The 20,948-nt window shown below is 57.9% G+C and carries 20 protein-coding genes; 7 read left to right on the top strand and 13 right to left on the bottom strand.

From position 1 onward, the window contains the following. Window positions 1-7: 7 nt before the first annotated feature. The 12 genes from B9P63_RS05455 to B9P63_RS05400 are packed head-to-tail and all read right to left on the bottom strand — an operon-like array spanning window position 8 to window position 12,941. Window positions 8-1,498, bottom strand: a complete 1,491-nt coding sequence (locus B9P63_RS05455) for a class I adenylate-forming enzyme family protein (protein ID WP_085307551.1) — start codon at window positions 1,496-1,498, stop codon at window positions 8-10. Then, window positions 1,485-2,477, bottom strand: coding sequence for an NAD(P)H-dependent flavin oxidoreductase (locus tag B9P63_RS05450; protein ID WP_085307550.1), 993 nt, complete (start codon window positions 2,475-2,477; stop codon window positions 1,485-1,487). The genes B9P63_RS05455 and B9P63_RS05450 overlap by 14 nt, the downstream gene beginning before the upstream one ends. Further along, complete coding sequence (locus B9P63_RS05445) at window positions 2,474-3,241, bottom strand: oxepin-CoA hydrolase, alternative type (RefSeq protein ID WP_085307549.1); 768 nt, start codon at window positions 3,239-3,241, stop codon at window positions 2,474-2,476. Before B9P63_RS05445 ends, B9P63_RS05450 begins: the two co-directional genes overlap by 4 nt. Next, window positions 3,238-3,648, bottom strand: a complete 411-nt coding sequence (locus B9P63_RS05440; RefSeq protein ID WP_085307548.1) for a PaaI family thioesterase — start codon at window positions 3,646-3,648, stop codon at window positions 3,238-3,240. Before B9P63_RS05440 ends, B9P63_RS05445 begins: the two co-directional genes overlap by 4 nt. Further along, window positions 3,649-4,764 (bottom strand): acyl-CoA dehydrogenase family protein, encoded by a 1,116-nt coding sequence (locus tag B9P63_RS05435; protein ID WP_085307547.1) that lies wholly within the window; start codon window positions 4,762-4,764, stop codon window positions 3,649-3,651. It abuts the gene before it with no gap. Then, window positions 4,761-5,960: an acyl-CoA dehydrogenase family protein gene (locus tag B9P63_RS05430; RefSeq protein WP_085307546.1), complete on the bottom strand. Its 1,200-nt coding sequence runs from the start codon at window positions 5,958-5,960 to the stop codon at window positions 4,761-4,763. The genes B9P63_RS05435 and B9P63_RS05430 overlap by 4 nt, the downstream gene beginning before the upstream one ends. A 10-nt stretch (window positions 5,961-5,970) precedes the next feature. Next, window positions 5,971-7,140 (bottom strand): acetyl-CoA C-acyltransferase, encoded by a 1,170-nt coding sequence (locus tag B9P63_RS05425; protein WP_085307545.1) that lies wholly within the window; start codon window positions 7,138-7,140, stop codon window positions 5,971-5,973. Next, window positions 7,137-9,227 (bottom strand): 3-hydroxyacyl-CoA dehydrogenase NAD-binding domain-containing protein, encoded by a 2,091-nt coding sequence (locus B9P63_RS05420; protein WP_085307544.1) that lies wholly within the window; start codon window positions 9,225-9,227, stop codon window positions 7,137-7,139. Before B9P63_RS05420 ends, B9P63_RS05425 begins: the two co-directional genes overlap by 4 nt. Window positions 9,228-9,239: 12 nt before the next feature. After that, complete coding sequence (locus B9P63_RS05415; RefSeq protein ID WP_085307543.1) at window positions 9,240-10,019, bottom strand: IclR family transcriptional regulator; 780 nt, start codon at window positions 10,017-10,019, stop codon at window positions 9,240-9,242. Next, a complete protein-coding gene (locus B9P63_RS05410) occupies window positions 10,016-11,356 on the bottom strand; it encodes a TRAP transporter large permease (RefSeq protein ID WP_085307880.1) in 1,341 nt (446 codons plus the stop codon). The genes B9P63_RS05415 and B9P63_RS05410 overlap by 4 nt, the downstream gene beginning before the upstream one ends. Beyond that, a complete protein-coding gene (locus B9P63_RS05405; RefSeq protein ID WP_085307542.1) occupies window positions 11,356-11,862 on the bottom strand; it encodes a TRAP transporter small permease in 507 nt (168 codons plus the stop codon). Before B9P63_RS05405 ends, B9P63_RS05410 begins: the two co-directional genes overlap by 1 nt. A gap of 26 nt (window positions 11,863-11,888) precedes the next feature. Further along, window positions 11,889-12,941: a C4-dicarboxylate TRAP transporter substrate-binding protein gene (locus B9P63_RS05400; protein ID WP_085307541.1), complete on the bottom strand. Its 1,053-nt coding sequence runs from the start codon at window positions 12,939-12,941 to the stop codon at window positions 11,889-11,891. A gap of 186 nt (window positions 12,942-13,127) precedes the next feature. Here B9P63_RS05400 and B9P63_RS05395 point away from each other — a divergent pair, with 186 nt between their 5' ends. Continuing rightward, window positions 13,128-13,586 (top strand): GNAT family N-acetyltransferase, encoded by a 459-nt coding sequence (locus B9P63_RS05395; protein WP_085307879.1) that lies wholly within the window; start codon window positions 13,128-13,130, stop codon window positions 13,584-13,586. Between the two features lie 15 nt (window positions 13,587-13,601). Continuing rightward, window positions 13,602-14,018 carry a VOC family protein gene (locus B9P63_RS05390; RefSeq protein WP_085307540.1) on the top strand — a complete coding sequence of 139 codons (417 nt, stop codon included), beginning with the start codon at window positions 13,602-13,604 and terminating at the stop codon, window positions 14,016-14,018. Window position 14,019: 1 nt separating this feature from the next. Here B9P63_RS05390 and B9P63_RS05385 read toward each other — a convergent pair whose 3' ends face one another. After that, the gene (locus B9P63_RS05385) at window positions 14,020-15,414 is read right to left on the bottom strand and encodes an aspartate aminotransferase family protein (protein ID WP_085307539.1); all 1,395 of its coding nucleotides are present in this window, start codon (window positions 15,412-15,414) and stop codon (window positions 14,020-14,022) included. Window positions 15,415-15,606: 192 nt separating this feature from the next. Between B9P63_RS05385 and B9P63_RS05380 the strand changes: the two genes are divergently transcribed. The 5 genes from B9P63_RS05380 to B9P63_RS05360 all read left to right on the top strand — a co-directional run bounded on the left by B9P63_RS05380 (window position 15,607) and on the right by B9P63_RS05360 (window position 20,911). After that, window positions 15,607-16,689: a polyamine ABC transporter substrate-binding protein gene (locus B9P63_RS05380; RefSeq protein WP_085307538.1), complete on the top strand. Its 1,083-nt coding sequence runs from the start codon at window positions 15,607-15,609 to the stop codon at window positions 16,687-16,689. Between the two features lie 69 nt (window positions 16,690-16,758). Continuing rightward, entirely contained in the window at window positions 16,759-17,883 is a 1,125-nt protein-coding gene (locus B9P63_RS05375) for an ABC transporter ATP-binding protein (RefSeq protein WP_085307537.1), read from the top strand. Between the two features lie 3 nt (window positions 17,884-17,886). Beyond that, complete coding sequence (locus B9P63_RS05370) at window positions 17,887-18,777, top strand: ABC transporter permease subunit (protein ID WP_085307536.1); 891 nt, start codon at window positions 17,887-17,889, stop codon at window positions 18,775-18,777. Further along, window positions 18,774-19,589 (top strand): ABC transporter permease, encoded by an 816-nt coding sequence (locus B9P63_RS05365; RefSeq protein WP_085307535.1) that lies wholly within the window; start codon window positions 18,774-18,776, stop codon window positions 19,587-19,589. The genes B9P63_RS05370 and B9P63_RS05365 overlap by 4 nt, the downstream gene beginning before the upstream one ends. Further along, the gene (locus B9P63_RS05360; protein WP_085307534.1) at window positions 19,586-20,911 is read left to right on the top strand and encodes an NAD(P)/FAD-dependent oxidoreductase; all 1,326 of its coding nucleotides are present in this window, start codon (window positions 19,586-19,588) and stop codon (window positions 20,909-20,911) included. The genes B9P63_RS05365 and B9P63_RS05360 overlap by 4 nt, the downstream gene beginning before the upstream one ends. Window positions 20,912-20,948: the final 37 nt, after the last annotated feature.

Genomic DNA, 20,948 nt, shown 5'->3' with positions numbered 1-20,948 from the left:
GCAGGGGTTAGCTTAACTGATCGGCGAATGTATTGAGCAGCTTGTGTTTCAACAGCTTGCCGGTAGGCGCAGCGGGCAGGCTAAGCGCAAGAACGAACTGGCTGGGGCGCTTGTAGGCCGATAGTCGCGGCGCAACGAAAGCGCGCAACTCCTCGGGCGTGACGGCATCGAGGTTGGGAAGCTGAACGAAAGCGAGAACGTCCTCATCTCCGGTGACCGTACGGCGCCCGATGACTGCGGATTGTACGACTGCGGGGTGATCGTTGATCGCGGCTTCTACTTCGGGTGGGTAGATGTTGAAACCGCCTCGTATGATCAATTCCTTGGAGCGGCCCAAGATGTGCAGCAGGCCGTTTTCGTCGATTTTGCCCAGATCGCCCGTGTGCATCCACCCGTCCTGGTCAAGCGCTTTGGCGGTTTCTTCCGGGTTGCGGAAATAGCCCAGCATGATGTGCGGGCCGCGCGTCAGGACTTCGCCAATACCATTGCCGCCGCCCTCTGCGCCCTCGTCGATGCGAATTTCGACGCCCTTGAGCGGCGGACCGACAGAGATATCGGGATCGCCCATTTCGCTTTTAGTGGTACACACGCCCGCGCTGGTTTCGGTCATGCCATACCCGTTCTGCAAAGCGATGCCGTAGAACGCCTCCGCTTTTCGTTTCCACATAGGATCGAGCGGAGCCGCGCCGGAGGAAACGAAGCGAAGCGGACCACCTGCGATGCTCTCGATCCCTTGCTCGGCGGTGTATTGCATCAACAGCGCGTGCATCTGGGGAACCGCCGGCAGGATAGTCACACCGCTGATCAAGGCCGCGTGCAGCTTGGCCGCTGTAAAGCGCGCCTCAAGCCTGATCGTCGCGCCTGCGAATGTGGCCGCCATGAGCATTGAAGCAAGCCCGAACACATGGGTCATAGGCAGCGCGCCATAGACTGTATCATCGCGCGTCATACCGCGCGTATCGGCGGAGGTTTTACCAGCATAGACCAGATTGGAGTGGGTCAGCATGACACCTTTGGGCGTGCCGGTCGTACCCGTGGTATAGAGCATGACGGCAACATCGGGGTCGAACGCAGGGTCGCTTGGGCCAAGCTCTGCCATCATCACATCGCCCCACGCCCCCTTTACTTCGCGCGCATCACAGCGATCGCCATGCGCTTTTGCATCGGGTGAAACCGACGACATGAACAGCCCCGCGCGCGGGGTCGCGTGTTTGATGATGCGCGCAAGTTCCGCTTCCGTCTGGCGCGCGTTCACAGGCACTGCCCATGCGCCGATCAGCGAACACGCGTAGATGAAAACGCAAAGCGTCACGCAGTTCTCCGTGACCATCAAAACGCGGTCACCCTTTTGCACGCCCGCCAGTTTCAAAAGCTCTGCGCCCGCCTCTGCCGCCGCCCACTCTTTTGCAAAGGACCATTCCGCGCCGTCCCAATCCTGCACGGCAATCGCTTGGGGCCGCGCCTGTGCCTCAGCACTCAGAAATTCATGAATGTGCATCGCTTGCCCCTCTCAGACGCAGCGCTGCCACATCTGCCTGCATCTCCAGCCGCGTCACAATATCCGCCATCGGTTCAATCCTATCCGTCAGCCCGAGCGCATGCCCCGCAGAGAGCATGCCCTTGGACACATCGCCCGTCTCATAGGCCTTGCGCCCGATCACGCCTGCCACATGGGGGCGCAGGCCCTCAAAGCCGATCTCGGGGTTCTCTGCTTCCATCTGCGCGACCAGCGTGGTCGTGTCATTCTTCAGCGTGCGGATCGTGTTGCGCACGGATTGCATGGTCAACACAGTGTCGCGCTCGCTCGCATCGACGAGCGCCTGTTTGTAACCGTGATGCGCATTGAGTTCTTCCGCCACCAGTAGCCGCGTGCCCATGACGACGCCGCTGGCCCCCATGGCGATCGCAGCCGCGATTTGTGCGCCGTGCCCAATGCCGCCACCAATAACGAAAGGGATGTCGAGACGCTCCAACGCGAGCGCGTTGTTAACCATCGTCCCTATCAGATCGAGCCCCGGATGACCGCCACATTCCGCGCCCACGATAGCGACCATATCGACACCGATGCTTTGGGCCTTCATGGCAAACCGTACCGACGGAACTTTGTGAATGACAAAAGTGCCCTGTGCTTTAAGCTGCGCCATGTATTCCTCTGGATTGCGGCCTGAGGTTTCAACGACGTCGACGCCCGTCTGTGCGATCAGCTTGAAGATATCTGCCGTTTGCTCGCCCGGAACCAGCTTGGGCAACATGGAAACATTAACGCCGAACGGCTTACCGCCGCAAAGCCTGTGCGCCTTTGCGATTTCTGCGCGCAAATCAGCAGGATCGGGAAAGGAGGCCGCCGTGACAAACCCCATGATCCCTGCATGCGCACAAGCGGCGACATACTCCGCATCGGCGAGCCACATAAGGCCCCCTGCGAGGATCGGCATCCGCAGGCCGAATTTCTGGCTAAGGGGCGTTGTCAGGCTCATGGATACTCCGGTGTTTGCTTGCCAAGGAACGCGGTGATACCGATCTGCGCCTCGGTATCGACCACCGCGCGAATCATGGCCTCACGTTCTGCCACTAGCTGCTCGGTTTCGCTAAGCTCATACGCGCTGCTGACGAGGCCTTTGATGATGCCTTGCGCTTTGCGCGGACCTTTGGCGAATGTATCTGCCAACGCTTGCGCCTCTGCTAATGGATCTTCCGCGATCAGGTTCACCACGCCGAGGTCAGCCAAACGCCCTGCCGCGACCGAGCGCGCCAAAAGGCACATTTCGCTAACCAGTTGACGGGGCAACATGCGCGACAGTGCCGATGTTAGACCCGCATCCGGCACAACGCCCGCCTTGACGTAAGAGGCCGTGAACTTGGCGCCTTGAGTGGCAACGATCATATCGCACGCAAGCGCCAAGGAGAGGCCAGCCCCCGCTGCGCCACCCTCGACCGCCGCGATAATCGGCACGGGGGCCGCGCGCAGACCTGCGACCAGGTCGTGCAACTCCTGCACTTTGGCGCGGCGCTGCTCAAGACTCAGACCAGCGCGTTCCTTGAGCGTATTCAGATCCCCGCCAGAGCAGAAAAATCCACCCTCGGAGGCGAAGATAATCGCACGCACTTTGGGGTCTTGCGCGCGCTCCAGCGCTTCGCGGATTGCCGCATATAGATCAGGCGACAAGGCCCCGCGCCGCGCAGGATTGGCGTTCATGATTGTAAGGGTCGATCCCTGTTGATCCACGCGTGCGAGGGTCATGCCAGCTTTTCCTGTGGCACACGTTTAAACACGCCTGTGGAGGTCGCGATCAACGTGCCATCCTCGTGATGCAACTCAGCCGAAATGAATTTGAGCGAACGGCCACCGCCAGTGATTTTACCCACCGCACTCACACGCCCGGGGCGTCCGGGGGCGATGAACTGCACGTTCAAGGAAACCGACAAAAACGGAACAAGCCCTGTGGGATCGACCGTCATGCTTCCCGTCGCGCCGCTCGCGCTATCCAGAAGCATCGTTGCGATGCCCCCGTGCAGCACGTTGTGGCGGTTCAGATGACGCGCTTCCAGATCAAGCCAACAGCGCGCGCAGCCATCGCTGTGGCCCACATCGATAACATATCCCACCAGCTTTTGCGTTCCGGTTTCGTTGCGAATTTCGCTGCTCATTTACGCGGCGCTTAGCGCAATGAAACGCTCGAGATGATGGTCCGTATCGCCGAACATATGATCCGCCATGACGATGCGCTTCGCGATATGGGCAAGTTCATATTCCTGCGTCATCGCAATGCCCCCGTGCATCTGGATCGCGTCCTCTGCGATCATGCGGCCAATGCGGCCCAGCAAGTTTTTCGCAGCACTTGCATGGCGATCGCGCTGTTTAGGGTCTGCTTCGAGGTATCCCGCCGCGCCAATCACCGCAGAGCGGGCTTGCTCCATCTCGATTAGCATGTCCGAGAGGCGATGTTGTAGCGCTTGGAACGTTCCAATCGGCTTGCCGAATTGCTTGCGCGTTTGCAAATACTCCGCAGTAAGTCGAACCGCTGTTTCCATACCGCCCAGCGTCTGCGCGCAGATCGCTGTGATCGCCGCCGCCTGGACAGTTTCCAGTGCTTCAAACGCACCGCCCTTGGGGCCAAGGCGCATGTCGTCTGTGACTGCAAAACCGTCAAGAAAGATGTCCGCCGCCATGCCGCCGCCCATCACAGGTGTGGCCCGCAAATCCAAATCAGAAGTCTTCATCAGGAAAAGCGATAAGCCTTCCTTGTCATCCACCGCGCCACTTTCACGTGCTGAAATGATAACGTGATCTGCGTTCCCTGCACCAAGTGACATGGACTTGTGACCCGCCAACTTGCCACCCCTGCAAACCGTCTCGACACGGCTGAGGTCATAGCGACTGCGCGGCTCGCCATGGGCCAGCGCAAGGCGAGTCCCTCCACCGATAACAGTCTCCAAAATGCCTTTTTGGCTCTTGTTCCCAAACGCGGAAATCAGACCGCCACCCAAGATACAGGTCTCCAGAATGGGCTCTACAACGCCTGCGCGCCCAAGCTCCTCGAACACCACCGCGATGTCAAAACCAGCACCGCCAAAGCCGCCATCGTCCTCGCTGAAAAGCGCGCCCAGAACACCAAGTTCAGCAAGCTGCACCCAAATATCGGCGCTCATGCCAGCGTCGCTTTCCAAGATACTATTGCGCGTGGCCACATCGTATTTGTCAGACAGAAAGCGGCGGAGTGTGTCTTGCAGCATTTGCCGCTCTTCGGTTAGCTCGAAGTTCATTGCATTCTCCCCAAAGTGGTCTTGGCAATGATCTCGCGCTGCACCTCGTTTGAGCCACCAAAAATCGAAAGTTTACGATTGTTGAAATACTGCGCCGCCACAGGCCCCGCATAATCCGGTCCGATGGGCGGCTCGTTCGCGCCTTCAATCGCCTCGGATGCAAATGGCAATGCGTAGGGACCAACAGCGCGGCGCGCCAGATCGTTGATCTCTTGGCGAATGATCGAACCTTTAACCTTGAGCATCGACGCCTCGAGCCCCGGCGCACCGCCTTTGGCTGCCTTCGATACGATGCGCAAATTGGACAGGGACAGCGCCATCAACTCCATTTCGACCTGCGCAATGCGTGCGGCGAAATGCGGGTTTTCGATCAGCGGTTTACCCCCTGACATTTCCGCTTTGGCAATGCGCTTGACCGCCTCAAGCCCCGCATTGGAAAACCCGACGCCCGCGATATTCGTGCGCTCGTGGGTCAGCAGATATTTGGCGTAGGTCCAGCCCTTGTTCTCTTCGCCCACAAGGTTTTCAACGGGCACTTTGACGTCCGTGAACCAGACCTCGTTCACCTCTGCGCCGCCGTCCAGAAGCACGATAGGACGCACTTCTACCCCGGGCGTGTCCATATCGATAAGCAGGAAGGAAATCCCCTCTTGCTGCTTCACATCCTTGTCGGTGCGCACAAGGCAGAATATCATATTCGCGTGCTGGCCAAGCGTCGTCCAGGTCTTTTGACCATTGACGATATAGTGATCTCCCTCGCGCACGGCGGCGGTCCGCAATGACGCCAGATCAGATCCTGCACCCGGCTCGGAATAGCCCTGACACCACCAGTCGGACCCGTCCAGAATACGCGGCAACCAGCGGTCGCATTGCGCTTTGGAGCCGAACTTCTGCAACACGGGCGCCAGCATCGAAAGGCCGAACGGCACAATGCGCGGCGCGTCTGCAAGCGCGGCCTCTTCGTCGTAGATGTGGCGCTGCACGGCATCCCACTCCGCGCCACCGAAGGCTTTTGGCCAGTTTTGCGCAAGCCATCCCTTATCGTTCAGAATGGCGTGCCATTCTTCGGCGTCATCTTTGGTTAACTCACCGCCCGAGCGCACACGCTCCGACATGCGCTGGGGAAGTTTCTCTTTCAAAAAGCTGCGCACTTCGTTTTGAAACGCCAACTCGTCTTTGCTGTAGCTCAGGTCCATTTCAAACTCCCTAGAATATTTCGAAGAGGCCCGCCGCCCCCATGCCGCCGCCAATGCACATTGTCACAACGCCCAGTTTCGCACCACGCCGCTTGCCCTCAAGCAGCAAGTGACCCGTCATGCGCGCACCGGTCATACCGAACGGATGCCCGATCGCGATAGAGCCGCCGTTCACATTGCATTTCTCGTCATCAATCCCGAGCCGATCGCGACTATAAAGCGCTTGGGACGCGAAGGCCTCGTTCAGCTCCCACAGGTCGATATCAGCCACCGTCAGCCCATGCCGTTCCAACAAACGCGGCACAGCGAAAACAGGACCAATACCCATTTCGTCAGGCTCGCAACCAGCGACGGCAAAGCCCTTGAACGCACCGAGCGCTTCGATGCCTTGACGCTCCGCTTCGCTTGCTTCCATCATCACAACCGCAGCCGATCCATCGCTAAGCTGGCTGGCGTTTCCAGCAGTGACATAACCGCCCTCGCGCACAGGATTTAGCCCATTTAGACCCTCGATTTTGGTCGTTGGCCGATTGCACTCATCACGGTCAACCGTCACTTCATGATGCGTGACTTCACCTGTTTCCTTGTCCTTTACGGCCATGGTAGCGGCCATCGGCACGATCTCGTTCGCAAACAAGCCCGCCTCTTGCGCCGCAGCCATGCGCAGTTGCGAACGTAACCCATAGGCGTCCTGATCTTCGCGCGAGATGCCGTAGCGCTCCGCCACAATGTCAGCCGTTTCGATCATACTCATGTAGATAGCTGGTTTATGCTCTGCGATCCACGGATCATGCGACGGCACTCGGTGGTTGCCCGTCAGCGAAATACTCTCGACGCCGCCAGCCACCATGGGACCAGAGCCATTCTGGATAGATTGCGCCGCCATAGCGATTGTTTGCAGACCCGATGAGCAGAAGCGGTTCACAGTCGCGCCGCAGACTGTCACAGGCAAGCCCGCGCGCAGCGCGATCTGGCGCGCTATGTTGCCGCCTGTCGCGCCCTCTGGCGTGGCGCAGCCCATCAGGCAATCCTCGATGCTTGCGGGGTCAATCCCAGCGCGCGCAACGGCGTGCTGAACCGAATGCGCACCAAGCGTTGCACCATGCGTCATGTTCAAAGAGCCGCGAAACGACTTGGCCAAACCGCTGCGTGCGGTGGATACGATCACTGCCTGTTTCATACCGTGTCTCCCTTGTTCAGATCATCAAATGTCTTGCCCGCGGCAACCAGGCGCTCCAGCAATGCAGAGGGTTGCCAGAAGAAATCATCTGCCATTGCGTAGCGCTTGATATCCGCCAGAATGCCATCAAGCCCTTGCAGATCGGCCCACTTCAAAGGACCACCCCAGTGGCGCGGAAATCCGTAGCCAAAGAGTAGCACCATATCCACATCCAGTGGGCGGCGCGCGATTCCCTCATCGACGACCATCGCTGCCTCGTTCACCATGGCGCACATATAACGGCGCTGGATGTCTTCGTGGGTAAAGTCTTGCGCAGTGACGCCAAGATCAGCGCGTTCTGCTTCGATCAAAGCTATCACCTCGGGGTTCGGCGTACCGCCACGTTTGCCCGCCTCATAAACGTAATAGCCCTTGCCCGTCTTCTGCCCAAAATTACCCGCCTCGCACATTTTGTCGGCATAACGCGCAACGCGCTCACGCACATCACGCGTCGGCGCAAGGCGTTTGCGGGTGGCCCATCCGATATCAAGGCCCGCAAGATCAGCGACCTCATAAGGCCCCATGGCAAAGCCGAAATCAGTCATGGCTTTGTCGATTTCATAAGGTGATGCTCCGTCCATGATCATGTGATCGGCGCAACTGCGATAGGTCTTCAGAATACGGTTGCCGATGAACCCGTCACACACGCCAGAGCGCACAGCGATCTTGCGCAAAGCCTTGCCCAGAGCAAAACCAGTAGCGACCACATCAGGCGCAGTTTCATCTGCGACCACCACTTCAAGCAGCTTCATCACATGCGCGGGCGAGAAGAAATGCAGACCCAGAACGTCCCTCGGACGCGAGATGCTGGCGGCGATTTCGTTCACATCGAGATAGGAAGTGTTGGACGCCAGAACAGCACCCTTTTTGCACACGCGATCCAGCTCTGCAAAGATCGCTTTCTTGACGCCCATTTCCTCGAATGCCGCCTCGATCACCATATCCGCTTCGCTGAGCGCATCGCAACTATCGAGCGCCCGGAAACCGCTTGCCATGATCGCATCGTATTTACTTTGGCTCAGCTTACCACGCTTCACGGAACCTTGCAGGATAACGTTCACGCGCGCGGCGCCCGCTTTCGCTGCCTCGGCATCTCGTTCTACCATCGTCACATCAAGCCCAGCGAGCAGCGCAGCAACGGCAATACCCGCGCCCATCGTGCCGCCGCCGATCACGCCAATCGTTTTTAATGCACGCGGCTCGACGCCCTTGAGTTCGGGCAGTTTGGATACAGCACGCTCGTTAAAGAACGCATGCACCATCCCCTCACGCTGGGGTGAGTTGAAAAGTGTCATGAACAGTGCGCGTTCATGCTCTAGCCCTTCGGTGATATCATAGTGGCACGCGCCCTCGATTGAACGGATTGCCGTGGCAGGTGCGATCTGCCCGCGTCCACGTTTCATAGCGGCGACATAAGCGCTGTCGAAATCGACAGGCGTTGGGCGAGGCATTTGACCTACAGGGCGTGGGCCAAGACCTGCATCCAGAATGCGCTGCGCATAAGCAAGGCCAATGGTCTCGACATCGCCCTCTTCGACCTCATCAAGAATCCCCAACTCAAGCGCTTCAGCCGCCCCGACGTGACGCCCCGATGTGATGATCTCGATCGCCTTTTCAGCGCCAATCACGCGCGGCAAACGCTGCGTACCGCCTGCGCCTGGTAAAATACCCAGGTGCACTTCGGGTAGACCGACTTTGGCAGACGGAACCGCGATGCGGTAATGCGTGCCCAGTGCGACCTCAAGACCGCCGCCAAGCGCCGTGCCATGAATGGCAGAAATCACCGGCAGCGGCGAATTTTCAATGCGCGTACACACGCCCGGCAACCCCGGCTCCCGCAAAGGCTTACCAAATTCCTTGATATCGGCCCCCGCAAAATAGGTGTGTCCGGCGCCGACAATCAGAACCGCTTTCGCCTCGGCCTCGGCGCGCTCCAATCCAGCAATCAATCCAGTTCGCACCGCATGTCCCAGCGCATTCACAGGCGGGTTGTTCGCCCGCAAAACGGCGATATCACCCTTTAGTTCATACTCGATCGCATCACTCATGCTCTTGTCCTTTTATCCCCGTTTCAGCAGCGCAGGGCTACGTCCAGTCCGTGTTTCCAGCGCGCGCACCGCATCGCGCAGTTTGGGACCGACATCCTCCTCCATACGTGCGTCGCCCAGCATTTCGGGCAAGGCGCCACAGGAAAACGACGCGGGTTCGCCAAATTCACCTGCATGAAACGGCACGCTGACGGCATTCACCGATGCAGCGTAGCGCGTGTCATTCGGCGCAACGGCGAAACCGCGTGCAAGCAACTGCTCGTACCCAGTTTGGCGAAAGCTGCGCAGATCGTCATCAGGTTCCAGCGCTGCGAACGCAGCGTCACTGAGGCAGGCCATGACTGCCATGCCGGAGGACGAGCCGAAAATAGGGATACGGTGCCCCGGTTCTAGCCAGATCGACGCGGTGTTCTGGGGACGCCATGTTTTCACCAACAGCATCTTTTCCCCGTCGCGCACCGCGAACAGGGCAAGCGTGCCAGTCTCGTTGGCCAGTTTTTGCATCGGATCACTTGCCGTTTCAAGAAACGAAACAGACGCAGAGGCCACATTGCCGATCGCCAGCGCCGCAGGGCCAAGGCGATAGCGATCATTCTTGCCCGCGTGGCTAAGATATCCCAACTCTCGCAAAGTAAACGTGAGCCGTGAAACCGTCGCGTTCGGCAGGCCTGTACGTTCGGCGATCTCCATGTGGCTCAACCCGTCATCACTCGCGCGAAACGCACGCAAGACCGACAGGCCCCGCGCCAGAGTGCTGGCAAAGCGGCGGTCCTTTTCGAAGGTTTCGCTCATTTCATCCCCATGGGCAGTAACAGTGAAATCATCGGGAAGCTCATGATCAAAATCAACACGATGATATCGACGCTTAGAAAACGTGCAATGCCCGCAAAAATGCGATCGATCGGCGCTTGTTTGCCAACCACATTGGCGATGACAAAGACGTTGAGGCCGACAGGCGGCGTGATCAGGCCAATCTCCAGTAACTTAATCACGACGACACCGAACCAGATAAGGTTCAGATCATAGCTTTCCACCAGCGGAATCATCAGCGGCAGGGTCAGAACCATGATGCCAATGGGATCGAGGAACATGCCCAGCACCAGATAAATCCCCGCAATGCAGAGCATTAGAACAAAAACCGAAGGCTCTGCCGCAGTCACCGTTTCCACGATACTTGGCGCAATGCCCGTCAGCGCAACAAAGGCTACGAAAATCTTGGCCGTGGCTGCGATGAAAAAGATGGCGGTGGTCTGGATACAGGTTTCGCGCACGCTGTCCCATAGGCCCTGCCATGTCAGATTACCCTGCACGAACCCGATCACAGCGGCGAAAAAGACACAGACGGCAGCAGCTTCGGTCGCAGTAAAAATACCGCCGTAGATGCCACCAATGATGACGACAAACAGGAACACCGCAGGCCAGGCCTCGCGCGCGGCGCGCCAACGTTCGGCAGCGTCGATATCCGTGTCGCCCACCGGCGCGATCTCGGGCGAGCGCCACACCCAGACGGCGATCACCAGCAAAAAGCCCGCAAGCGTCAAAAGCCCTGGAAGCACGCCTGCAAGGAACAGGCGCGAAATCGAGGTTTCGGTGAAAATTCCGTAGATGATGAACAGCACCGAGGGCGGAATGAGCGAGCCAAGCGTGCCGCCCGCAGCTACCGCGCTGGTCGCGAGGCGGTTGTCATAGCCCATGCGCAGCATTTCCGGCACGCAGATGCGGCCCATGGTCGAAGCACACGCGATGGAACTGCCGGTGATCGCAGAGAAGCCGCCACACCCGACAACGGACGCCATGGCAACACCGCCCGGCAGCTTCACCAGCCAGACCTTTGCAGCGTAGTAAATCTTGGTCGTGATTTCTGCGCGATAGGCGATATGGCCGAGCGCGACAAACAGAGGGATCATCGAAAGGTTATAGGAATGGATCAGATCGAAGGAGTTCGAGAACACCAGCGAGGATGTCGCCTTGATCGCGCGCTCCGGGGCGAAATCGCCGCTGCGGAACGCAAAAATGAGGAAGGTACTGACCGTCGCCACGCTGGCCAGCGAAAACGCGATCGGAACACGCATGGCAAGCAGTAAAAGCACGAAGCCAAAGGCGATCAGGCCAAGAGTTGCTGGATCGATCAATGTGCCGCCCCCTCGTCTTCATCCACAGCGCCGCCGCCAAGGATGGTTTTCGTGTCGCGCACCGCAAGTTCTGCAAGGCGCACCCAGCAAACCGCAATACCGACAAGGAAAATCAAACGCCCGGGCCATTTCGGCAGGCCAAGATCGCCGAAATAGAAACTGCCCTTGGACCATGTGCCAGAAAGTTCACGCCAGCCTGCGAACAGCAAGGGCATCAACGCAAACATCCCAATAAGCGAGCCGAGCACGATCAGATAAGACCGTTTGCGTGGGCTAAGGCCGTTGGTCACGAATTCCACCGCCACATGGGCGCGCGCCGCTGTGGCCGCGCCCAAAGGGAGGACGATGGCTGCCACCATCAATTCACGCACAATTATTACACTGTCGGGGATTCCCGTTTGAAAGATCGCGCGCGCGGCGACATTGGCAGTGATCATCAGCCCGAGGGCAATGACCGCCAATGCGCCCAGCGACCACAATGCAGATTCGATACGTTTCAACATGGGTAGCAGCCTTTCGCCAACAGCGCTTAGTTACGCGCCCAAGGATAGCCCATCGAGTCGCGCTCTTCGGTGTATTTGGCGATCAAGCCGCGATACTCTTCGAGCAGCGCATCGCCTTGCAGACCAACCGCATTTGCGCTTTCGACCCATTTCCCGAGGAAGGGTTCACCCATGGATACCAGCTTGGCGCGCTCGGCCTCCGGCAGCGTGATGATTTCGACACCTTGCTCTTTCATCGACGCGATCGCCTTGTCGTTGGCGGCGGTGATCATACGGCCGAACTCGTCCGCCATGTCAGCGCCGACGTCGTTCAGCACCGCTTGTTGCGCTTCGCTCAAATCATCATAGGCATCTTTGTTCATGAAAATGCCCAGACCACCGACCTGACCCCAATCCAGCAGGGTATAACTGTCCATGACTTCGCCCTGCTTAAGCGCGGAAACCGCATAAGAATATCCCTGCGAGCAATCGATCAGCCCTGTGTCGAGGCCTTGGTAGGCGTCGTAGATCGACATCCGCACCATGTTCGCGCCCATTTCACCGAACACCTTACCGTATGCGCCAACGCCTCGCACTTTAAGGCCTTTCACATCTTCCGCCGTGCGGATCGCCGCATCCTTGCAGCCAATGTTCACAGCCGATGTGGTCCAGGTGCCGATGTAGACCAGCCCCTTGTCTGCGAGGTCCGCCTGAATGGCGCCAGACGAGCGCATCAGATCATCTGTGGCGCGCATCCCAACCCAAGCATCTGGGTTGTTGACGGGCAGATCGGCGATGCCGTAGCCAACCATTTCCTGCGGGTAATAGACCGCAATCACCGATCCCATGTCGGCCACGCCGTCAGAAATGGATTGCACGGACGCGTTCGCCTTGAACAGCGCGCCGCCCCACTGGATGTCGACCTTCACGTCGCCGCTGGAACGCTCGCTCACTTGATCCGCGAACCACTGCAGCGCCGCTGCGCGTGCACCGCGGTTCGGGCCGGCTTCGCCGTGAATCAGCGTCGTTTCAGCAACTGCCGCGCCGACCAGGCCAACCGACATTGCGCAAGACAAAGCGATATTTCGATAGAACGTCATGGTGTCTCCTCCCAAAGCACTTCATTTCCACTATGCGGAAATCAATTTCACATTTGTGTTCGACGCTAGGAAATTCGGAAATCAAAAGCAAGGGACTCTATCGAATAAATACGATTGGGGTTGGCATCCCCTGTCCTTTTACGCGACACCGGAGTGCAAATCCAAAGCTACGAAAGGCTTGGCGCCATGGAAATTCGCTATACGCAAGAAGGCGATATCGCAGCGTTGAAACAGGTTCTCGATCAAACGGACCTCTTTCCGAGCCACATGCTTGGGGATATGCTCAAAGGGTTTCTGGACGGCGAAACGGACGATCTCTGGTTGACGCTGGAAGTGGATGGCACCGCTTGCGGTTTTTGCTACGCAAATCCCGAGCGAATGACAGAAGAGACGTGGAGCATCCTCGCCTTGGCCCTTGATCCGGCGCGTCAAGGCAACGGCGCGGGCGCGCAGCTGACACGGCAAATGGAAGCGCAGATCGAAGATCAAGGCGGGCGCGTCATCATCGTGGACACCTCCGGCACAGATGCGTTCGCCAAAACGCGCGCCTTTTATGAAAAAGCAGGCTACACCGAGGAAGCCCGCATTCGTGACTTCTGGGCCAAGGGCGACGACAAAGTCACCTTCTGGAAAACCCTCACCTAGGGGAGCATTTTACGCATGATAGCCTACGTCACTGTCGGCGCCGACGACATCGCACGTGCGAAACGGTTCTACACCGCGTTTCTGCCTGCGCTTGGCTACGGGCTGAAAGAGGGGCGTGAGGGGCTTAGCTACGTTTTACCTGTCGCAGAGGGGCAAACCATTCTACTGCCAGATTTCTACGTGAAACCAACCTTCAACGGCCAGCCGGCTACGGCAGGCAACGGATCAATGATCGCTTTCGAGGCGCGCAGCCAAAGCCAAGTGCGCGAATTGCACGCGGCAGCGCTTGCCGCAGGCGGGGGAGACGAGGGCCAGCCGGGCTTTCGCCCGACCTATGGCGCTCATTTCTACGTCAGCTATCTGCGCGACCCGCAGGGCAACAAGATCGCTCTGTTCTCAAGCGATCCGAATGAACCAGCACGCAACGGATAGCCTAAGCCGCGACCATCAGGCCATCGCGCTTAAGGATGGCATGGCATTCATCCAAGGACTGCCATGCGCGCTCCATTAGCATGTCGATTTGCTTTTCGTTGATCACAAGTGGCGGTGAAATGATCATCCGATCCCCCACATGGCGCATCACCAGATTATTCGCAAAACACCGCTCGCGGCAGATGAAACCAACCGTGCCCGCGTCCGATTTGAACGCCGCGCGGCTTTCCTTGTGCGGAGTTAGAACCAGCGACCCCATCATTCCGACCATATTCGCTTCGCCCACCAACGGGTGATCCAGCATCTTGTCCCATTTTTGCTTGAGATAGGGAGCGGTTTTCTCGCGCACACGGGTCACGATCCCCTCTTCGTCAAGGATGCGCAGATTCTCCAACGCCACAGCCGCCGCAACGGGATGGCCCGAATAGGTGTAGCCGTGATTGAACTCACCGGAGTTGATCACAGACGCAATCTCGTCCGAAATAATCGAGCCGCCAATAGGCTGATACCCAGAGCTAAGGCCCTTGGCGATCGTCATAATATCAGGGCGAATACCCATGGTGGTTGATCCAAACCATTCACCCGTGCGCCCGAAGCCGCAAATCACCTCATCCGCGATCAGCAAGATTTCATATTTGTCACAAATGCGCTGAATTTCCGGCCAATAGGTCGAGGGCGGAACAATGACGCCGCCCGCACCCTGCACAGGCTCGGCGATAAAGGCGGCAACTCGGTCGATGCCCATCGCTTCAATCGCCTGTTCAAGCTCTTGCGCACGCATAAGCCCGAACTCTTCAGGCGTGTGATCGCCGCCCTCGGCCCACCAGTTCGGCTGGCCAATGTGATGAATATCGGGAATCGGCATCCCGCCTTGCGCGTGCATGCCCGACATTCCACCAAGCGAGCCGGACCCGACGGACGAGCCATGATAACCGTTGTGACGAGAAATGATCACCTTTTTTCCGGGCTTGCCCTTCATGTCCCAATAGGTCCGCACCATGCGAATGTTGGTGTCATTCGCTTCCGAACCAGAGCCCGCATAGAACACATGGTTCATGCCCTCCGGTGCAAGTTCCGCAAGGCGCTGACTTAGTGCTATGACAGGCACGTGAGTTGTCTGAAAGAACGTATTGTAATACGGCAATTCGCGCATCTGACGCGCTGCGACCTCAGCCAATTCTTCGCGGCCATAGCCGACGTTGACGCACCAAAGGCCTGCCATGGCGTCTAAAATCTGATTGCCCTCGGAATCGCGCAGCATCACGCCGCTTGCCCCTGTAATTACGCGCGCGCCTTTGGTGTTAATTTCGTCGCCCGTCGTAAACGGGTGCATGTGGTGGGCCGCATCGAGGGCCTGCAATTCTGCCGTCGGCATGTGATTGGTAATCTTGTTCATGTGGCGCTCCTTTTCAGGGCAAGAGGCATTCTATCTAAGCTGCGCGCAGCATATGAGGCGGCTCTGCCATGTCAATCAGCGCCGTTCATCGCAATAAAAACTTGCGACTCTGCAAACTGCATGAAAACAATGCCGTTCAGGATGCCGCGGCACAGAAATGCGGCCCGTATCATGTCTTGGGGAGTTAACCAGATGAAGAACCTAATGCTCGCAAGCGCAACGCTTGCCCTAGTCGCGGCCAGCGCACACGCCAACGAAGTCCGTGTTTATAACTGGTCAGATTACATCGACGAAGCCTTGCTGGAAAAGTTCGAGGCCGACACCGGTATCAAGCTGATTTATGACGTCTTCGACAGCAACGAACTCTTGGAAACCAAGATGCTCGCTGGCGGCTCTGGCTATGACGTTGTCGTACCCTCCGGCACATTCTTGCAGCGCCAGATCACAGCGGGCGCGTTCCAGAAGCTCGACATGTCCAAGCTGCCAAACATTGTGAATATGTGGGACGTGGTTTCGGCCCGCACCGAGCAGTATGACCCGGACAACGCCTACTCCATCAACTACATGTGGGGCACCACAGGCATTGGCGTGAACCTTGGAAAGGTGAAAGAAGCACTTGGCGAAGATGCACCCATCGACAGCCTCGAGTTGATCCTGAACCCCGACAATATGGCGAAACTGGCCGAGTGCGGCGTCCACATGCTCGACGCGCCTGCCGAGATGATCCCGATGGCGCTCAAGTATATCGGCGAAAACCCCGACAGCCAGGACCCTGACGTGATCGCCAAGGCCGAGCCGGTTCTGTCCGCCGTGCGCCCCTACATCCAGAAGTTCCACAGCTCTGAGTATATCAATGCGCTCGCCAACGGTGATATCTGCGTGGCCATCGGTTGGTCTGGCGACATTCTGCAAGCGCGTGATCGCGCGGCAGAGGCCGACAATGGCGTTGAAATCGCATATCATGCCGCCAAGGAAGGCGCGCAGATGTGGTTTGACCAGATGGCGATCCCCGTGGATGCGCCAAACCCTGACGCAGCCCATGTATTCCTGAACTTCATCATGGACGCACAGAACATGGCTGCGGCATCGAACTATGTCTATTACGCCAACGGTAATGAGGCCTCCAAGGAGTTTCTCGTTGAAGACGTGATCGGCGACACGGCGATCTATCCGGATGAGGCAACGTTGAACAACCTGTTCACCACATCGCCCTATGCCCCAAAGGTGCAACGCGTCGTTACCCGTTTGTGGACCAAGATCAAGTCCGGCACATAAGCCGATCGACCCCCGCGCGCGCATCCAACACAGCGCGCGCGGGGCTTCCTCCTATTGCGGAGTGCATGAATGGCGCAGCAACCTGTATTTGCCCCTTGGGACGATCCAACCCAAACCCCTCTGATCACCTTCCAGAACGTCACCAAGCGTTTTGGTGATTTCGTGGCGATTGATGATCTGACACAGCATATCTACGAGAGGGAATTCTTCGCGCTTCTTGGGCCCTCGGGATGTGGCAAAACTACGATGATGCGCATGCTCGGCGGCTTTGAAACCCCCAGTGAGGGCAAGATCAGCATCTCAGGTCGGGATATGAACAAAGTCCCGCCGAACAAGCGCGCGGTGAACATGATGTTCCAAAGTTATGCGCTGTTCCCGCATCTTTCCATCTATGAAAATATCGCGTTCGGTTTGCGCCGCACCGACATGGATAAAGACGCCATTGATGCGCGCGTCGCAGAAATGCTCAAGCTCACGCGCCTTGAAAAATTCGCCCGCCGCAAGCCGCACCAGATTTCAGGCGGCCAGCGTCAGCGCGTCGCGCTCGCCCGCTCGCTCGCAAAAGCGCCCAAGCTCCTCCTCCTCGATGAACCTCTCGGCGCGCTCGACAAAAAGCTGCGTCAGGACACCCAGTTCGAGTTGATGGATATTCAGGAAAAAACAGGCACGACCTTTGTGATCGTCACACACGACCAAGAGGAAGCAATGACCGTCGCCTCCCGCGTAGCGGTGATGGACGAGGGCCGCATCATTCAGGTCGCCACCCCTGATGCCATCTATGAGGCCCCAAATTCAACTTACGTCGCTGATTTCATTGGCGATGTGAACATCATCGAAGGCAAAGCAACGCGCAAAGGCGATAAGACCCACATCGCTTGGGCCGAAGGCCAGCCGGATATCATTGGCAGCACAACGCGCGACTTTAGCGAAGGCCAGACCTGCCATTTCGCAATCCGCCCCGAGAAGGTGGCGATTTCGCCCGACAAACCCGATGCGCCCAACGCGCTGCACGGCAAGATCCTTGATATTGCCTACCTCGGCAATATTTCGACTTACCATGTTGAACTGCCAACAGGTCACATCATCAAGGCGCAAACCGCCAACACCCGACGCCTTGCGCGCCGCTCGCTCACTTGGGAAGACGACGTTTGGGTCAGCTTCACGGACACCGCCGGTGTCCTGTTGGACCGCTAGCAGATGCGCCGCGCCGCCCTCATCGCTGTGCCATACTTCTGGCTTTTGGCGCTGTTTCTGGTCCCGTTCCTGATCGTTATGAAAATTTCGCTCAGTGACGGCGCTTTGGCAATTCCGCCCTATACGCCCCAGCTTGATATTGCCGAGGGCTGGAACGGCCTCAAAACTTTCCTGTCTGAGCTGGATTTCGAGAACTTCGTCTTCCTCACCACCGACGATCTCTATTGGAAAGCCTATCTCTCCAGCTTCAAGATCGCGCTGATATCAACCTCACTCGCGCTTCTCATTGGCTATCCCATCGCCTATTCCATGGCACGCGCCGCACCCGAATGGCGCCCGACGCTGCTGATGCTGATCATTCTACCGTTCTGGACCAGCTTCCTGATCCGCGTCTACGCTTGGATGGGCATCCTCGCGAACGAGGGTCTGCTCAATCAATTCCTGCTCTGGACCGGCATCATTTCCGAGCCGCTAACGATCTTGAACACCAACACTGCAGTCTACATCGGCATCGTCTACACGTACCTGCCCTTCATGATCCTGCCGATCTACTCCGCACTGGAAAAAATGGACGACAGCCTGCTGGAAGCCGCCGAGGACCTTGGCTGTTCGCGCACATCCGCCTTCTGGCTCGTCACTATTCCACTCAGCAAAACAGGAATCATCGCAGGCTGTTTCCTCGTTTTCATTCCTACCTTGGGTGAATTCGTAATCCCCTCCCTCCTGGGTGGCTCACAAACCTTGATGATCGGCAAAGTCCTGTGGGAAGAGTTCTTCAACAACCGCGATTGGCCCGTCGCCTCAGCCGTTGCGATTATCCTGCTTTTGATTCTCATCATCCCAATCATCCTGTTCCAGCGAAACGAACAGAAACAGCGGGAGATGGAGGGATGAAGCGCTTTTCATGGTTCAACATCACAGCCCTGACGCTCGGCTTTGCGTTCCTCTACCTGCCCATGATCATTCTGGTGATCTATAGCTTCAACGAGAGCAAACTGGTCACTGTTTGGGCAGGCTTTTCAACCAAATGGTACGCCGAGTTGATGCAAAACGAGGCGTTCCTCAATGCGGCTTGGGTCACGATCAAAGTTGCCGTGTTCTCCTCCACACTGGCCACAGTGCTCGGCACGATGGCTGCGTATGTCCTCGTCCGGGCCGGGCGCTTTTCGGGACGTACGCTGTTTTCCGGCATGATCTACGCGCCCCTCGTCATGCCCGAAGTCATCACCGGCCTCTCGCTCCTGCTACTATTCATCGGCATCGGCCTTGATCGCGGCGTACTCACCATCGTCCTCGCGCATACGACCTTCGCAATGTGCTACGTTTCCGTCGTCGTCTCCTCGCGCCTCGTCAGCTTCGATCGTTCGCTGGAGGAAGCCGCGCTCGACCTTGGTTGCTCCCCTTGGCAGGCCTTCCGCCTTGTCACGCTGCCGATCATAGCGCCTGCAGTCATCTCCGGCTGGCTGCTCGCCTTCACGCTCAGCTTGGATGATCTGGTGATCGCCAGCTTCACCGCTGGCCCGTCCGCCACGACGCTACCGATCAAAATTTTCTCCGCAGTGCGCCTTGGCGTCAGCCCTGAAATAAACGCGCTTTCTACGATCATGATCGCAATCGTCACCGTCGGCGTCATAAGCGCATCGCTAATCTCCAAGCAAGCGAGCCTGAAACAACAGCGCGATGAACAAGCCGCCGCACGCGGATGAAACGCATATATGAACCGCACGCTTACGGCCCCAAGCCTATTCGCAATGGGTATTGGCAAACCACGACACCGCCGCTTGATCAGCCCGCCTTGCAAGGCACGCATCAAACGGATGTGGCCATCATTGGCGCTGGCTTCACTGGGCTGAACGCCGCACTTCAATTGGCAAAGGATGGAGCCGAAGTTACCCTGCTGGACACCGAAACAATCGCTTGGGGCGCAAGTGGGCGTAATGGAGGTTTCTGCTGCCTCGGTGGCGGCATCCTAGAGAACGCCCAGATCGACAAGCATTACGGCGTAGACGCGCGCATCGCTTGGCGCCAGTGCGAAAAAGGCGCAATCAGCCATGTCGCAGATTTGCTCACCGAACACAATATCGACGCTGACATCCATTCCAAGGGCGAAACGCTCCTTGCGCACAAACCTGCTCGTTGGTCCATGTTTCAAGCACACGCAGAACAGGCTGCAAATGACTATGATACCGAACCTACGTTGATACCCGAAAGCGATCTCGCCGATCACGGCCTCGCTGGCCCCTTCCATGGCGCACTCACGATCCCTATTGGCTACGCACTCAATCCACTGAAGTACGCCCTTGGCATCGCGCGCGCAGCGATCAAGGCTGGTGCAAAACTGAACGCGCGCACCCCCGTCACACGCATTGAACAAGGTACGCAATTCACACTTCACACGCCCCAAGGTAAACTCACCGCGAAGCGCCTGATCATCGCAACAAACGGCTATTCCTCCGAGGATGTCCCGAATTGGCTCGCTGCACGCTTCATGCCTGTGCAATCCAGTATCCTCGTCACTCGCCCTTTGACAGACGATGAAATCCAAGCCTCTGGCTGGACGTCCGATCAAATGGCTTTCGATAGCCGTAATCTGCTGCACTATTTCCGCCTGATGCCCAACCGTCGTTTCCTGTTCGGCATGCGCGGCGGCATCTTCGCGAACGCGCGCTCTGACGCAAGAATCAAGGCGCTTATCCGCAAGGACTTCGAGCAGATATTCCCCGCGTGGTCGCATGTGGAAACCCCACATATGTGGTCGGGACTTGTCTGCATGAACGCCAAACGCGCACCTTTCACAGGTGCGATCCCGGAGATGCCCGGCGCGTTTGCCTCGCTTTCATACCACGGAAATGGCGTGGCCATGGCAAGCTACTGCGGCGCGCTCCTCGCCGATCTCGTACAAGAAAAGCCAACGACAAACCCGTATCCAGACATCCTTAAAAGCATTCCAAACAAGATCCCGCTCGGCACCAAACGCCGCTGGCTCTTGCCGCCGATCTACGCCGCTATGGGCATCGCGGACCGCTAACCGCTTCATCTTGCCAAATAAACTCTATCCCTAACGT

The sequence above is a fragment of the Planktotalea arctica genome (genome assembly GCF_002105285.1).
Taxonomy (GTDB): Bacteria; Pseudomonadota; Alphaproteobacteria; order Rhodobacterales; family Rhodobacteraceae; genus Planktotalea; species Planktotalea arctica.
The sequence above is the reverse complement of the archived record's forward strand: the minus strand, read 5'-3'. Positions and strand labels throughout refer to the sequence as shown.